The 15,178-nt window shown below is 43.4% G+C and carries 14 protein-coding genes; 12 read left to right on the forward strand and 2 right to left on the reverse strand.

Annotated elements, in window-relative coordinates; genetic code table 11:
• Positions 1-28 precede the first annotated feature (28 nt).
• The 5 genes from FKN08_RS04060 (at position 29) to FKN08_RS04080 (ending at position 5,283) form a co-directional block, all read left to right on the forward strand.
• Complete coding sequence (locus FKN08_RS04060) at positions 29-1,030, forward strand: HAD family hydrolase (protein WP_170891402.1); 1,002 nt, start codon at positions 29-31, stop codon at positions 1,028-1,030.
• 187 nt (positions 1,031-1,217) lie between these two features.
• Entirely contained in the window at positions 1,218-1,991 is a 774-nt protein-coding gene (locus FKN08_RS04065; protein ID WP_104969491.1) for a DeoR/GlpR family DNA-binding transcription regulator, read from the forward strand.
• An 11-nt stretch (positions 1,992-2,002) separates the two neighbouring features.
• Positions 2,003-3,043 (forward strand): oxidoreductase, encoded by a 1,041-nt coding sequence (locus FKN08_RS04070; protein ID WP_065646769.1) that lies wholly within the window; start codon positions 2,003-2,005, stop codon positions 3,041-3,043.
• A complete protein-coding gene (locus tag FKN08_RS04075; RefSeq protein WP_170891403.1) occupies positions 3,040-3,516 on the forward strand; it encodes a heme-degrading domain-containing protein in 477 nt (158 codons plus the stop codon). The genes FKN08_RS04070 and FKN08_RS04075 overlap by 4 nt, the downstream gene beginning before the upstream one ends.
• 189 nt (positions 3,517-3,705) lie before the next feature.
• On the forward strand, positions 3,706-5,283 hold the full coding sequence (locus FKN08_RS04080; protein ID WP_114322376.1) for a sensor domain-containing diguanylate cyclase: 1,578 nt from the start codon (positions 3,706-3,708) through the stop codon (positions 5,281-5,283).
• 51 nt (positions 5,284-5,334) lie between these two features.
• On the opposite strand, the gene FKN08_RS04085 is transcribed toward FKN08_RS04080, so the two are convergent.
• The gene (locus FKN08_RS04085) at positions 5,335-5,892 is read right to left on the reverse strand and encodes a DUF3750 domain-containing protein (protein WP_012841873.1); all 558 of its coding nucleotides are present in this window, start codon (positions 5,890-5,892) and stop codon (positions 5,335-5,337) included.
• 480 nt (positions 5,893-6,372) lie between these two features.
• On the opposite strand from FKN08_RS04085, the gene FKN08_RS04090 reads away from it, so the two are divergent.
• The 5 genes from FKN08_RS04090 (at position 6,373) to FKN08_RS04110 (ending at position 10,707) form a co-directional block, all read left to right on the forward strand.
• Positions 6,373-6,735: a hypothetical protein gene (locus FKN08_RS04090; protein ID WP_074191410.1), complete on the forward strand. Its 363-nt coding sequence runs from the start codon at positions 6,373-6,375 to the stop codon at positions 6,733-6,735.
• A gap of 35 nt (positions 6,736-6,770) precedes the next feature.
• Positions 6,771-7,247: a GNAT family N-acetyltransferase gene (locus FKN08_RS04095; RefSeq protein WP_048626344.1), complete on the forward strand. Its 477-nt coding sequence runs from the start codon at positions 6,771-6,773 to the stop codon at positions 7,245-7,247.
• A 240-nt stretch (positions 7,248-7,487) separates the two neighbouring features.
• Positions 7,488-8,906 (forward strand): SLC13 family permease, encoded by a 1,419-nt coding sequence (locus FKN08_RS04100; protein ID WP_047008727.1) that lies wholly within the window; start codon positions 7,488-7,490, stop codon positions 8,904-8,906.
• A 3-nt stretch (positions 8,907-8,909) separates the two neighbouring features.
• The gene (locus FKN08_RS04105) at positions 8,910-10,247 is read left to right on the forward strand and encodes an ATP-binding protein (RefSeq protein WP_170891404.1); all 1,338 of its coding nucleotides are present in this window, start codon (positions 8,910-8,912) and stop codon (positions 10,245-10,247) included.
• Entirely contained in the window at positions 10,234-10,707 is a 474-nt protein-coding gene (locus FKN08_RS04110) for a response regulator (protein WP_012841869.1), read from the forward strand. The genes FKN08_RS04105 and FKN08_RS04110 overlap by 14 nt, the downstream gene beginning before the upstream one ends.
• 128 nt (positions 10,708-10,835) lie before the next feature.
• On the opposite strand, the gene FKN08_RS04115 is transcribed toward FKN08_RS04110, so the two are convergent.
• Positions 10,836-12,539 carry an EAL domain-containing protein gene (locus FKN08_RS04115; RefSeq protein ID WP_104974149.1) on the reverse strand — a complete coding sequence of 568 codons (1,704 nt, stop codon included), beginning with the start codon at positions 12,537-12,539 and terminating at the stop codon, positions 10,836-10,838.
• A gap of 486 nt (positions 12,540-13,025) precedes the next feature.
• On the opposite strand from FKN08_RS04115, the gene FKN08_RS04120 reads away from it, so the two are divergent.
• Both FKN08_RS04120 and FKN08_RS04125 read left to right on the forward strand, forming a co-directional pair.
• Entirely contained in the window at positions 13,026-14,243 is a 1,218-nt protein-coding gene (locus FKN08_RS04120; protein WP_005394162.1) for an HD-GYP domain-containing protein, read from the forward strand.
• A 192-nt stretch (positions 14,244-14,435) separates the two neighbouring features.
• Positions 14,436-15,059 (forward strand): LysE family translocator, encoded by a 624-nt coding sequence (locus FKN08_RS04125; protein WP_053807364.1) that lies wholly within the window; start codon positions 14,436-14,438, stop codon positions 15,057-15,059.
• Positions 15,060-15,178 lie beyond the last annotated feature (119 nt).

The raw sequence follows: 15,178 nt of genomic DNA on the forward strand, positions 1-15,178 counted from the left end.
ATCCCGTACCTCAATATAAGGAATTAAAATGGCTATAAAGTTAAAGGTGATTGTCCTTGCGACAAGTTTTGCTCTGTCTAGCTATAGCATTGCTGCTGATGTGCAAGATCCTCTGCCGTCATGGAACAACACCGGTGCGAAGCAAGCTATTGTGGCGTTTGTTACTAAAACGACGACTCAAGGCTCGGACGCTTATGTTCCTGAAAGCCAAAGGATCGCTACGTTTGATAATGACGGGACGCTGTGGGCAGAAAAACCCGTTTATCTACAGCTGTTTTTTGCGATCGATAAAGTGAAAGAGATGGCCTCTGAGCATCCTGATTGGAAAACAACAGAACCTTTTGCTTCGGCAATAAAAGGTGACTTGGAGGGGGTTGGTAAGCAAGGCCTTGAAGGTGTGATGCAGCTTGTTATGGCGACTCACTCTGGAATGTCGACTGATCAGTTCCATCAAGAAGTGAAGGAGTGGATGAAAACGGCCGTGCATCCTACGACGGGAAAGCCATACACTGAAATGGTTTATCAACCGATGCTTGAGTTACTCGACTACTTGAGAGCAAATGACTACCAGACCTATATAATTTCTGGAGGTGGCATTGATTTCATGCGTGTTTGGGCACCAGAAGTGTACGGGATCCCAACGCAAAATATCGTTGGGACGACATTAAAAGCGGAGTATCAGGTCGTTGATGGAAAGCCAGCGATTCAACGCTTGCCAGAAATTGATTTTGTGAATGATAAAGCGGTGAAGCCTGTCACGATTCAGAACTTCATTGGTAAGCGCCCGGTGATGGCATTTGGTAATTCTGACGGTGACTTACAAATGCTAGAGTGGACTAAAGCGGGGTCTGGCCCACGATTTTCAGCGGTTATCCATCACACGGATGACAAGCGTGAATGGGCGTATGATAAAGACTCTCACGTGGGGAAATTAGACAAATCATTTAAAGTGGGTGAAGAGCAAGGTTGGTTGTTTGTCGATATGAAACAAGATTGGAATCAAGTTTTTAAAGAAGCGATGAAAAAGTAGCGATCCAGCCAACGTAAACATTACACCAAACATTTTGTGATAGGGGGTGATGAGCAAAACGCTCTTCATCTCCTCAACTTAACAATTCTGTTTGGTATCAGCATAAGCAAATATTGCGTGCGTCCGTATTGGTTATTTGATTGCTGTGTGGCATTATTGCTTAAAACCACTTAAGTGAATTTAAGCAATGACGCAAGAAGAGCGATTGATAGAGCTCAGAGCCAAGCTAGAGCTACAAAACAAAATAACGTTATCGGAAGTCTGCGAGTATTTTGGCATCTCGCGAGATTCAGCGCGTCGAGATTTAGTTAAGTTGAGCCAACTACCGGGATTACAAAGAATCCGAGGTGGCGTCATGCTTGCCCCGATATCTTCCTCTACAGAGGCGTACTCCAGTCGAGCAATTAGCGACACTAAACATCGCCTCGCTCAAGCGTCCGCTAAGCTTGTGGATGAGCGTGACCACCTTGTTATTGATACCAGTACTATCTTATCTTTGCTCCCACTTTACGTAGAAAAAGCACGCTGTGAAGAAGATAAGCTCAACGTGGTCACCAACAGTATTGACGTACTAATCGCTGCTGAAAAAAGTGAATCAATGGACGTCCATTTCTTAGGTGGACACTTTGACCCCTACGCCAGAGCGATCTTGGGTGCACAAGCAGAACAGCAAATGAAGCAATATCATGTGAATAAGGCGTTTATTGGTGTGTGCGCGTTGTCATCCCGAGGGTTGACGACAAATAATGAGCTAGAAGCAACCATGAAACAAACCATGATAGAGCAAGCTCAACAAGTCATTGTCGTTTGTGAATCCCGCAAAATTGGAAGCGACAATTTTCACCATGTATGTGATTTGTCAAAGATCGACATCGTTATTACCGATCATGCTCCTCAATCAGATTTTCAACAACTTCTCGACCACAATGATATTGAATGTATTGTTGTTTCACCGAAATAAGGAATCTTAGTATGGCTTACGATCCCGTAAAGACCGCCGTGATTGGTTACGGATATTCAGCAAAAACTTTCCACTTACCCTTCATTAAAGCACTGCCAAACTTGACGTTGAGCGCAATAAGTTCTCGTCAACAGGAAGCGGTCCAAAATGATTGGCCAGATGCTCAGTGGTTTGCTGATGCCAATACTTTACTCGATGACAGTGACGCTGAGCTTGTGATTATTACTGCGCCAAATGACGTGCACTACGAGCTCGCAAAGCGCGCGTTGAACAATGGGAAACATGTCATTGTCGAAAAACCGTTTGTAACGCGCATAGAAGATGGGAATGAGTTGATCGCCTTAGCAGAAGAAAAAGGATTGGTTCTGAGCGTTTTTCATAATAGGCGTTGGGATGGCGATTTTCTCACCGTTAAATCGCTTATCGAACAAGGTAAGTTAGGTGATGTGAGGCTGTTTGAGTCGCACTTTGATCGCTACCGTCCTGAAGTTCGTCAACGCTGGCGAGAGCAGGCTCAAGATGGCGGTGGTATTTTATTCGATCTTGCTCCCCATCTTCTCGATCAGGCCTTGGTGTTATTTGGTTTGCCAGATGCGATAGACGCACAGTGTCGAATGATGCGTCCGGGCGCGACGACGATTGATTACTACAACTTAGTGCTTCATTACCCAGACCATATTGTGCATTTACATTCAAACTTATACAGCCCAGAACCAAACCTGCGTTATAAAGTATTGGGTACTGAGGCTAAATATGAAAAATACGGATTAGATCCTCAAGAAGGCTACTTAAAAGAAGGCCGATTACCGGAAAACGATGCTTGGTCGGAAGAGGACGAGGCGTTATACGGTGTCCGCTACGACGAAGACGGTGCGCAAACTATCAAAACGGAGAGAGGTGCGTATCAAGCTTATTTTGTTGGTGTAGCAGATGCCATTCGTTTGGGTACTGATAACCCGGTTCCTGCCGTTCAAGCAGTACAGAATATCGCTCTGATTGAGATGGCATTGGAAAGCAGTAAAACGGGTAAAACGATTCAGGTGAAATCATGAGCTTAACGCTTGAGCTCGTCGCTCAACAAGAGCATGAGCTTCAATTGAAAGAGTTTAACCATCAAGTTGCGTGGTCTATTGGTTTAGCTTTAAAAGAAGCGGCGGAAGCCTGTGACGCGGCTGTGGCTATTGAGGTCTACGGTTTTGGACAAACGCTATTTCAATACGCGATGACAGGAACGTGCGCTGACCATTTGGATTGGGTTCGTAGAAAGCGAAACTCAGTATTGAGATATGGTCACAGCTCTTACTACCTCTCGCTGTACAATAAGCAAAAGCAGCGTGATTTTGAAAATCAGCCACATCTCGATGCGCGTGAGTATTGTGCTCATGGTGGCGCGTTCCCAATTCGAATCATGGGTTCTGGTTTAATTGGGGTTGTGACGGTATCGGGTTTACCGCAGTTAGATTATCATCAGCTTGTTGTCGATGTATTAAAGACAATGGTAATGACCAGCACAGAGCTTGCTTAAAGTTGTGCGATATTACAGTGGCACGGCATTTATTTTGTGTCACTGAATTCTCTTATTAGCTCATTTTGCGTCCTATTATGTGAGAAAATATTTAATATTGCTCCCAACTTCCTACCTGAAAATTAAATCGATTTCATATAACCTATACGCTCATTCATACAAAAAGCCATCGAAGCTGGCAGTTGGCAAATGTCCTTTAGAAGAAAAGAAAAACTTAATCTTAGAAACCTTATTGTAATCTTGTGTGTTTTCAGTGTGCTTGTCACTTTGATCAATGCGTTTTATTCGATCTATCGAGTGCAACGAGATCTCATCATCAATAACACGTTAGAGTCCAACCGCGTTTATGCGCAAAAAATGTCAGAAATGACGGACTCTTTCATAGAAAGCTCAATGTCGCAGCTAAAATACAGTGCGAACTTGCTACAAGATAAGATGCACGATGCTCAGTTTCTTGACGAAGAGGCGGAGAGGCTGAGAAAGCAAACCAAATCATTCAACTCTGTGGTTGTCGTTAATGCGAAAGGCGTCATTATTTCTGTATCACCAGAGACACTTCAGGTTAAAGGTGTAAAGCTCGTTGGTGAAAGAAAACGTCAATCTTTAAATGCTCAAGCGCCCGTTGTCACTGAGCCATTCATCTCACCCGCAGGAAATTATCTGTTAACGATCTCATACCCTATATTTTCTCAGTCCAATGAATATTTAGGCTATATCGGCGGTACTATCTATTTAGAGAAGGATAATATTCTTGCGGAATTACTTAGCCAGCATGCTTACAAAGATGGCTCTTTCCTTTACGTTGTGGACGAAAGCAATACGCTGATCTACCACCCAGATAAATCGCGGGTTGGTGAAGTGATCAACGATAATATGGCAATTAACGCCGTGACAATGGGTCAGCGTGGTAACAAAGAAATTGTGAACTCTCGTGGTGTTGAAATGCTAGCAGGGTATGCACCAGTTGAATCATCAGGGTGGGGAATTGTCGCTCAGCGCCCGAAATCAATGACGTTAATGGTGCTAGATGAGCAGATGTGGAGTGTATTTTTCAAATCGATTCCAATTGGTTTATTAACTCTGCTGTTGATCTGGTTCTTCTCTCTACTTATTTCAAGACCATTATGGCAATTGGCTGGCGCTGTTCGAGGAGTAGAAGAGCACTCCTCATCCATCGATGATTTGAAGCTGGTTAAGTCTTGGTATTTTGAGGCTTCACATTTGAAGCTCAGTTTCCTCAAAGCGTTTGGTATCGTTTCAAAAACCATTGATAAGCTGCAACTGGATACGCTAACAGACGCGATGACTGGGTTGTTAAATCGACGCGGCTTAGACAAAGTTCTAGGCTTGTTTAAGCAAGAAAACACCGCTTTTTCTATTTTAGCTTTGGATATTGATCATTTTAAGAGCGTGAATGATAACTATGGTCATGATGTGGGTGACAATCTACTCAAAGAATTCGCTCAGTTGATGAAAGAGCAAGCCCGAGCGAATGATCATCTTTGCCGTTCCGGTGGGGAAGAGTTCATGATGTTCCTTGAAGCGACGGATGTTCATCACGCGGTTGATGTCGCTGAGCGGATTAGGCATAACGTAGAAAAACACGATTTCCTGGTCGTTGGTAAGGTAACGGTATCACTTGGAGTTTCTCACTGGAAAGGCAACGATATGCCAATTGAAGCGGTAATGAAAGACGCTGACAACGCTCTGTATAAAGCAAAGCGCAACGGAAGAAACAGAACCGAGTTGGGTGAAGACGCACAATAGGTATAGTGCTATGCGCTGAACGTAAAACGCGCCAGTTACCAAGCTTTTGTTCTATTCGTTGGCGTAGCCGCTACCAATTGCTCTAAATGGCAAGTCGAGTTCTAACTCCGGAATTTGCTTGCCCACCCAAGCCGGGAATGTATTGCTATTTGGTCCTGGAAACAACGTGTATTCTTCAGCCCAAGGGTATTGGTTGATAACGCTTTGTATTTTGGGGATAAGTTTATCGGCTTTTTCACCTTGTATTGAGAGTATTTTTTCTGGCTTCGCACCATACCAGTAGCGATCTGGTGTGCCCGTTTGGTATTGATACAGAGCGGGTTGTCCACGATTCACGCGCCACCCGACCACTTCATACACGGTATATTCGTTCGCATTTTCAGGCTTTATCGCAAACCAAGTGTGCACCGCAAACCAGCCTCGCCAACCAAATGCATCTGCGGCATAAAACTCAATTACGGCATGTTTCACATTGGAAGGGTCAGGCGCGATACCGGCAGGTTCTCTGCTTGCGGTACGCCAATCTCCTTGAGTGCATCCACCCATCAAAGCTGCGATTGATATCAAGCCAACTTTTAATAGATGAGTAAAACTGAGAGAGTTTTTCATTGATCGCTCCTAGACCAACTGATGTTGGAAATGCTTTATTGATTTTAGCTATAAAATAGGTGCAAGCCTTATTGTTAAAACTTCCCTTCGTTAAAAAGAAGGGAAGGCTAGTGCCACAATATCGGATCATACGTGATAATGAGATGAGTAGATTTGTAACATATGGCATAGAAAATATTGTCTTTCTCTATTAACTCGCTTAGTTGCGTATGAAAAAGTAAGAGCTTGTACGTATATTGCTTACATTGTTTATTACTTTTAAATTCAATAAAAACAATCGCTTGGGTGTTATTCGGGGCGATTAAATAGGCTGTTTTATCCTCAGCTGCATTGTGATTTCCCCATTTTTAGCGAAATTTCATCGTACATCCTTTTACTGTATTTAGAGACTTGCGTACACCTGTGGCACAATAGTCGATTATTGAGGAGTGCTGTTTGGTAATGCAAATGGCAGAAAAATAACTAGAAATTGAATAACCAATGTTTAAATCAAAAAGTATACTTGCATTATGCATGTTCGCATTTGGCTGTTTTGCCAATCAAGATAGTGAACCAACGTCCATTGTACTGAACTATGGTGACTCTTCACTCAGTGCTGATATTCAAGCAAATCGAAAATTTCATGTGGTCCAAGATAATGAAAGTGAGCATGTGGAGTTTTCTGGAGGAGTCACGAAGGAATATTCCGATTACATTGTGAATATACATATCATCAGAAAAAGCAAAATACGCAGATCAAGTCGAGAGCTGAATACCACCGTATTGATGAACAGCGATCAGCTTGAAAAGCCTTTAGTGGTTGGTATTGAAAATGATGAGTTCACCAGTATTACTTTGCGTTAATACTTGGTATTTATCGAATAGGAATGGTTGAACCGATGCTCTCAATACGTCGCTATCGCACAGAGGATGCTCCAATATTGTGGACACTTTTTTACCACACTGTACGAGTCATTAATCGTCGCGATTATACCGAATCACAAGTTTCAGCTTGGGCCCCATCAGATTTTGATCTCAACTCATGGCAACGCACAATGGATGCTATTCAACCCTATATTGCGGAAATAGAAGGGCAGGTCGTTGGCTATTGTGATTTGCAAAGTGACGGCTTGATTGACCATTTCTTTTGTCACCATGAATATCAAGGCCAAGGTATTGGTCGTGATTTGATGTCTTTTCTATTTTCACAGGCGAAAGTACAGGGGATAGAGCGACTGTACTCTGAGGTGAGTATCACTGCACGACCTTTCTACGAGAAAATGGGGTTCACAGTTAAGGTTCAGCAACGTGCTGAAGTTAGGGGAGAAACCTTAACTAACTTTATGATGGAAAAGTATATTTCACTGAAATCGTGAGCATTTAGTGAGCTTGAACACAGATATAAAATGTTTTCCAATGTGAAAACAAGTTCATTGATCTCGCACCAAAGTTTTGTTTGAAAACAGTGTGCATAATCTTCTCTGGAACAAGCCATTACTGCATTTTTCGTCTCTGAAGGCTTAGTCAGAGCCTAAAAGCCTCGGTATTGCGGTGGGTAATGGCGTTCCAAACGCCAAACGTGTCTGGCTAACCATCTCAGGAAGAGAAGTAGTACTATGCGCCCTTATCTCAAATACATTATTCCAACATTGATACCATTGCTTATTTGGTTAATGCCCCTCTCTGCATTCCCATTTGATGGCATTACTATCGTCCAGCAGAGAGTGATCGCAATCTTCTTGCTTGCTGCACTCTGCTGGGTGTTTGAACCTATTCCAATCTACGCGACTTCGGTCGTTATCATTGTGCTCGAATTATTGCTTGTTTCGAATAAGAGCATCGTGCTTTTTCGCTTGCAAGAAGGGCAGCCACATTTTGGTGAGCTGTTGCAATATAACGAGATAATGGCGACTTTCGCTAGCCCGATTATTATGCTGTTCCTCGGCGGGTTCTTCTTAGCTATGGCGGCGACAAAGTACAGGCTGGATGTCAACTTAGCGCGCGTGTTGCTAAAACCATTTGGGCAAAACCCAAAGTTCGTTATGTTGGGTTTGATGTTGATCACCGCTGTCTTTTCCATGTTTATGTCAAACACCGCAACAACAGCGATGATGTTGTCGATTCTAACCCCTGTGATTGCGGTATTTGGGCCTAAAGATCCCGGTCGAATTGCGTTTGCCTTGTGTATTCCTGTTGCCGCCAACATTGGTGGTATTGGTACACCAATCGGCACGCCCCCGAATGCTATCGCGCTGAAATATTTGGTTGGTGACAATTTAATTACCTTTGGTGAATGGATGGTATTTGGCGTGCCATTCGTCATTGTAATGATGGCACTAGCGTGGTTTCTGATTGGCTTTTTGTATAAAGCCGAGCAAACCACCATCGATCTGAATATTAAGAGCAAGTTTTTGAAAACACCAAAAGCGATGATTGTCTATGTCACCTTCGCAGGTACGATTATTCTCTGGTTGATGGGTTCAGCACATGGAATGAACTCTTACACAGTGGCATTAATTCCGGTCGCGGTATTCTCATTGACGGGCATTATCAACAAGGAAGATTTGAAGAAAATTTCTTGGGACGTGCTTTGGTTGGTGTCAGGTGGTATCGCTCTGGGTCTTGCTCTGGATAAAACAGGGCTTGCGAAGCTGGTGGTACACAGTATTCCGTTTGATCAGTTCTCGCCATATGTGGTCTTGTTTGGTGCGGCTTTCATGTGCTTGCTAATGGCAAACTTTATGTCGCATACGGCTACTGCAAACTTGCTTATGCCGATTATGGCTGCGCTAGGTACCTCGATGACTTCGTTAACGCCATTGGGTGGAGAAGTGACGCTGATCTTAGTCGTGACATTTGCCGCGTCACTCGGTATGTCGTTACCAATCAGTACACCACCAAACGCGTTAGCTCATGCTACTGGGCATGTCGAAAGCAGCCAAATGGCTCGTATCGGTGCAGTGCTGGGCGTGATTGGTGTATTACTTAGTTTTGTTATGGTTTGGATTTTACATACCGTTGGGCATATTGGGTAACCCATGTACGAAACGAAACTAGATGCGTTAGTACAACGCTATTTTAACCATCTTGAACGCCGATTAACGGTCTTATCCGGATCGGTACTGATCGAGCAAGCTGGCTACAACGACCGGTTGTACTACGTGCTGTCAGGAGAGTTGGCTGGCTATTATGCGGAAGATGATAAGAAGCCAATTCAGGTATTTTCTGCGTCTCAAGGTGCGTTTATTGGCGTACATAGTTTCTTTTCTGGTACATGGACGGCCTCTTCGACAGTTATTGCTCAAACTGATGTTGAACTGGCTTGGATACAGCGTGATACGCCCGCGGTGGAAGAGGCGACATACGGACCATTGACGACACAATTTATGCCTGTGATGGTGAACGAGTTATCTCGGCGTCAACGGCGTGCAATGCAAGAGGCCTTGGCTAAAGAAAAAGCGTTACAAAAGCTGCATACCGCAGAGCAAATGACAACGTTAGGGCAGCTTGCCGCGGGTATTGCTCATGAGTTGAACAATGCTATTGGTGTGGTAAGCAGTAAATCTGAGCGACTCGAGTCGGTCATCATGGAATTGCTTGAAGAAGTTCATCCGGAAGCGAGTCAGTTTTTTGATTTTGGTTTGATGCAAGGACAGAAAGTCGCTTCCAGCGAAGCGAGAAAGCGGGGGCGTCACTTCGAAAAATATTACGGCTTACCTAAGGATCTCGCGCGTGATCTCGCTCGTGCCGTTCCAAATAATTTCCTGTCGGAGCATTGGTTAAAAAGACCCGAAGAAGCGATACGTTTCTGGCAAATGGGGCGAGACCTTCATGATTTGCGTATTGCCTCTAAACATACTGTTGGCATTGTACGTTCAGTGAAACAATTGGGGCGTACGGATATCGATTTGGATGAAGCGTTTAATATTAATGACTCAATCAATCGAGCGCTGGCCCTATTGCAAAGTGACTTAAGACGCGTGAGCGTACGTTTTAGCCCAGCGGAGTTGCCGGACTTTGTCGGCTCTCAAACCGAACTCGTCCAAGTTTGGGTCAATATTTTAAAGAATGCGTGTGATGCACTTGGTCAAACCGAAGATCCGGGGATCGAAATACATACTCGAGAGAGTAAGGGGAAAATTTTGGTCACGATTGCTAACAACGGACCAGAAATCGATGAAGCGACACGCAGAAAAATTTTCCGGCCAAACTTCACCACTAAAAAGGGTGGGTTGTCGTTTGGTTTAGGATTAGGGCTGTCGATTGTGAAACGCATTATCGCCGGATATAACGGCTCTATTGTGGTAAAGAGCGACAGTGAAAAAACAATTTTTAGAATCAAGTTACCAGTAGAGGGTGAACATGGAGAAGCTTAATGTAATTTGCGTTGATGACCAACGAGAGGTATTAAGCGCGGTTCTACAAGATTTAGAGCCGTTACATCAGTGGTTGAATATCGAAGACTGCGAATCCGCAGGTGAGGTTCTAGAACTGATGGATGAGCTTGATGCAGAAGGCGAGATGATCGCATTAATAATTTCCGATCATGTCATGCCAGGTAAAACAGGAGTGGAACTACTGACAGAGGTATCAAAAGACAGTCGTTTTGTTCGCACACGTAAAGTGCTTCTGACGGGGCAGGCGACGCACACGGATACCATTAATGCGATTAACTCCGCAGGTATTGATCGCTACTTTGAGAAGCCATGGCAAGCGAGCCAATTGATTGAGTGTGTTAGAAACTTGGTGACTCAATATATCTTTGATATGGGCTTAGATTACACTCAATATCACGAACACTTAGATCAGAGTGTTGTTTTTGAGCGCCTACGTTAATCAAGGCTCTCTAAGGTTGTTTTCGTCACGGCCAGTTAGTGTCTGAAATTTACTGTGAGTAGTTCAGCATGCTTAACGTGGCCGTGCGGAATAGCGTTAATTCTGGGATTATTTCGCCGAAGAACGGTTTAGCTCAATGAATAGCGACTGGCACTGGCAACAGAGAGTGGTTTAGAGAACCAATAACCTTGCAAATAATCGACGCCCATCTCGGAAAAGAAGTCACACATTTTTGCGTCTTCGATGCCTTCTATCACCACTTCAATATTGTTTTCCTGACACATAGTGATAAGAAACTTCAAATACTCTTGAGAAGAGCGATTGGTCAATGTCTTCCATGCCATCGACTTATCAATTTTGATTTGTGTCATCGGCAAGTCGAAGAAGCTATTTAATGAACTGTAACCAGAGCCAAAGTCATCGAGCGAGAGTGCAAAACCTAACTCCCTGAGCGTGCTTAGGGGAGCAATGGCCGTCTGGTTATTATCCAAAATAAACGTTTCTGTCAGTTCCAAAACAATAGACTCGGGGTCAACGCCTGCTTCATCCGCCATGGCTTTAATTCGCGTAGGGAATTCGCTGTTCATCAACTGAAGTACAGAAACGTTCACGTTAACACGAACTTGGTTTTGGTAACGTTCACGGTAGTTTTTGATGAATTCACACGCTTTGGCAAATACTTGATATCCCAGTTCGACGATCAATCCTTTGTTCTCTGCTACAGGGATAAACTCGTCGGGATAAATTTCGCCAAACTCTTTGCTACGCCAGCGCACTAGTGATTCGAAGCTCACCACTTTTGAGCTTTTGGCGTCAATAATTGGCTGGAACTTAACACTTAATGTCTGTTTTTCTAGCGCACTTTTAAGACCTTGCTCAATAAAGAAGTAGCGATCAACGGCATGCTGCGTCTTCTCACTGTAGACCGCGACGCGGTCTCTATTTTGTTCGCTCGCGTACTGACAAGTTCTTGCCGCTTTACGTAAAATTTCCTCTGCGGAGTGACTAGGGTCAATACAAGGATACAAACCAATGCTAATGTTGCTACCTAGGTATTGGCCTTCTTCAATCACCGCTTCATGGTAGGTTTGTTTTAAACTTTCAGCGTAACTCTGTAGCGCTTCTATTGAGCACTCATCGTGAATCAAAATCGCAAAGTCATCATCATGCACGCGATACACCGAGCTGTTTGGAGAGGGCAAGTGACTGAGAGTTTGTAGCAACTTCTCTACTAACCCATCGACCAGTTCACTGCCATATTGATTCAAGTAAGATTTGATGTCTTCGATCTGAATATAACAAATAGACGCGCAAGAATCGGTGGTACGTACACTGTCCTCGATATCCAGCAAGAGATGGGCGCGGTTAGCCATGCCTGACGCGTTGTCATGAAATGCAACTTGATGGATGTAACTTTCCATCAGCTTACGCTCAGAAATATCGCGATGGCTGCCAACCATGTAATGGCCATGTTCTGTTTCTTTGGTCATGGCTACGCCTTCTATCCAGACGTATTGTCCATTGGGTTTACGCACTCGGTAAGTGGTTGTAACCCTCTTATTGTTGGTCGTGATGTGCGCATCGACCCTTGTGGACAGCCTTTCTCGATCAAGAGGATGAACAAGCTCTAACCACTGCTCTAAACTGATTCGGCCAGCGTTAATACCGAGCTGTTCATAGAAGCCTTTGTTGTAAAATACCATGGTACCAAACTCATCCATGTAGAAGAGGCCTTCGTTAAATACGTCGAAGATATGAATGAATCGTTCTTCAACGATTTTCAGGAACTCTCGGTCACTATCTGAGGCTTGTTGGTCAAATATGGTGGTCAAGATATTTCCTCCTCGAGCGTGTTAGCATCAGAGATGAGTGTGTGGGGGTGATAACATAGAGTTGATCTGTTGGCGTACATTACAATCACAAAAGTATCAGTTCAAATTGTTTGGCTATCATTTTATGCGCTACTAGGTTAATAACATACTAAGATTAGGCGGCTAATCATCGACATTTATAAAAAATAGTCAACAGTAAAAATCATTTATAAAATACAGTTATTGATGCTGTCCGCAATCTATAAATATTTATGAATAATTATCCTCAAGTTATTTTAAGACGTGTCGGTTAGAGGTTCTGCTCTTGAGTGTCATATCTGTATATTTGCTAGGCTAAAGACCATAATAACAAAAAGGGCTTAGTGATCGCGATGGGTTATTAATTGACAGGATGCTCATTAATAGTAATCAATTCTAATTTATTATCACGCCAATTAATCAAATCTCTTATAATACTGCCGTTAATATCGAGTAAGCTTTCTTTTTATGCAGTACGATCCAAAAAATTCAATCAAAATTGCGCTCGCTGATGTCGGCGTTGGTATGTTTGTTACCGCGATAGAGCACAACAAGCGCGTAAATTTAGCCAATGCAGGGCGGATATCTAGCCCAGAGGGCATTAAGAAGCTTACCGCGAGCGGCGTGAAGTATGTTTGGGTAGATCAAACATTATCTTCTCAGAAGTGTGTCTTTAAGCCTGTGGATGAATCCATTGTTGCCGTAGAAGAGGAGCGAGAGCCCAAGTCCTCTGACTTTTCGAAGGTTCAACGCGCTTATCGCTCGAGAGATGTTCAACATAAACGAGCCAAAAAGCTAATTGCGGAAGCAAAAGATCTGGCGCAGAAACTATTGAATCAAACTTTTGAAGGCAAAATCATTGAAGTTGATGAGGTAGAAGCTTGGGCTGATGATGTCATTGAAAGCGTTTTTATCGACTCAGATGCGTTGCAATGTGTTTCTGCACTCCGAAAAAAAGACTCCTACTTGTTGGAACACTCCGTCAATGTGGCTTGCCTTTTAGTGTCATTTGGTAAGTACTTGGGGTTAGATAAGCAGACATTAAAGCAGCTCGCTATTGGTGGCATCATTCATGATGTAGGTAAAATTAAAGTTGATGACAAGATTTTGCATAAACCAGCAAAGCTAACACCTGAAGAGTTTGAACACATGAAGCTACATCAAGTGTTCGCTGGTGAGATTATTCTCCATGTAAAGGGCCTTAGTGATGTGAGTCGCGATGTCTGTTTGATGCATCATGAGAAGTTAGATGGCAATGGCTACCCTAGAGGCTTGAAGGGCGATGAGATTCCGATTCACGGCCGCATGAGTTGTATTGTTGATATTTACGATGCGTTGACGGCCGATCGCTGCTACAAAAAAGGCATGAGCTCAGCAGAAGCGTTTAAAATCTTATTGAGTTTAACGCCATTTCATTTAGATGCAGACCTAGTCTACAAGTTCATTAATTGCGTTGGGATGTACCCAGTGGGCTCTATTGTTGAGTTGAGTGATGGGCGTGTTGGTATTGTTTGGTCCTCAAATGACTCTCAAGCTTTAAAGCCAGAAGTGAAGTGTTTTTACTCACGCAAATATCAGCGTTATATCGATGTGGCGATGGTCGATTTGAAAAATAGCCTACACAAAATAGAAAGAGCAGTCGCTCCGTCATCGTTAGAAATCGATCCCAAGCCTTTTTATGATTAAGAAAAATAAACATGCTTTACAACCTTGCATGCAGAGCGTATTTTGATTGCATAACTATCTATTAATGGTTTCTAAATTATGTAGGGACTAGGTGGTTATTAAAGAATCGAGTTTCATGGATGGAAACTGAGCTAGGAATATCTCAATAAAGATTGAGGTATAACCCTCTACTTTTTGCGGGAAGGGATGCCAATGCAAATTGATACATGGATTTTTTACACTCTGGCCGTTTTGGTGCTTACTGCATCGCCTGGGCCAAGCTCATTGCTGTGTTTAAGTAAAGGTGTGAGCAGTGGGTTTCGTATTGCCCTCATGACTGCGCTAGGCAGTTTATCAGCGATCACTATTATACTAACGCTTTCTTTTACCGGGTTAGGGGTTGTGATTGCCTCATCTGAGCTGGTCTTCAATATCATCAAATGGTGTGGTGCCGCTTATTTAATCTGGTTAGGCATTCAAGCGCTGCGCTCTTCTCAAACGGATTTTGACAAAACGGCAGCCGTCCAAAGCTCCTCGAATGCGCTCAGCGCGTTCACCAGTGGTTTTATTGTTGGCGCTAGTAACCCGAAAGCGATTGTCTTTTTTACCGCTTTGTTTCCTCAGTTCATTGATCCCTCTGCGCCTTTGTTGGCTCAATACGCGATTTTTGCATCTACATTTGTGGTGTTTGAGCTAAGTTGGCTAACATTTTATGCATTATTAGGTGTAAAAGCTTCAGACTGGCTGTTTGTCGCTGGAAGAGCCAAGTTGTTCAATCGCCTGACTGGCGGAGTATTTATTAGCGCGGGCGTCATGTTGTCGACGGCAAACCGATGAGAAAGTGCGTGTTCGGTGCATGGTTGGATTATTTCAATAGCGTAAGTTGCAATAACCTAATTTAGCGTTAGCTTATTTCCATTATGGAAATAGACGTTTTGTTTATTTTCATTAGTGGC

Source organism: Vibrio sp. 1-2 (7-a) (assembly GCF_013048515.1).
GTDB lineage: Bacteria > Pseudomonadota > Gammaproteobacteria > Enterobacterales > Vibrionaceae > Vibrio > Vibrio diabolicus.

Coding starts and splice junctions, on each gene's coding strand:
- FKN08_RS04060 (WP_170891402.1), top strand. CDS start 29: ATGGCTATAAAGTTAAAGGTGATTGTCCTTGCGACAAGTTTTGCTCTG.
- FKN08_RS04065 (WP_104969491.1), top strand. CDS start 1,218: ATGACGCAAGAAGAGCGATTGATAGAGCTCAGAGCCAAGCTAGAGCTA.
- FKN08_RS04070 (WP_065646769.1), top strand. CDS start 2,003: ATGGCTTACGATCCCGTAAAGACCGCCGTGATTGGTTACGGATATTCA.
- FKN08_RS04075 (WP_170891403.1), top strand. CDS start 3,040: ATGAGCTTAACGCTTGAGCTCGTCGCTCAACAAGAGCATGAGCTTCAA.
- FKN08_RS04080 (WP_114322376.1), top strand. CDS start 3,706: ATGTCCTTTAGAAGAAAAGAAAAACTTAATCTTAGAAACCTTATTGTA.
- FKN08_RS04085 (WP_012841873.1), bottom strand. CDS start 5,892: ATGAAAAACTCTCTCAGTTTTACTCATCTATTAAAAGTTGGCTTGATA.
- FKN08_RS04090 (WP_074191410.1), top strand. CDS start 6,373: ATGTTTAAATCAAAAAGTATACTTGCATTATGCATGTTCGCATTTGGC.
- FKN08_RS04095 (WP_048626344.1), top strand. CDS start 6,771: ATGCTCTCAATACGTCGCTATCGCACAGAGGATGCTCCAATATTGTGG.
- FKN08_RS04100 (WP_047008727.1), top strand. CDS start 7,488: ATGCGCCCTTATCTCAAATACATTATTCCAACATTGATACCATTGCTT.
- FKN08_RS04105 (WP_170891404.1), top strand. CDS start 8,910: ATGTACGAAACGAAACTAGATGCGTTAGTACAACGCTATTTTAACCAT.
- FKN08_RS04110 (WP_012841869.1), top strand. CDS start 10,234: ATGGAGAAGCTTAATGTAATTTGCGTTGATGACCAACGAGAGGTATTA.
- FKN08_RS04120 (WP_005394162.1), top strand. CDS start 13,026: ATGCAGTACGATCCAAAAAATTCAATCAAAATTGCGCTCGCTGATGTC.
- FKN08_RS04125 (WP_053807364.1), top strand. CDS start 14,436: ATGCAAATTGATACATGGATTTTTTACACTCTGGCCGTTTTGGTGCTT.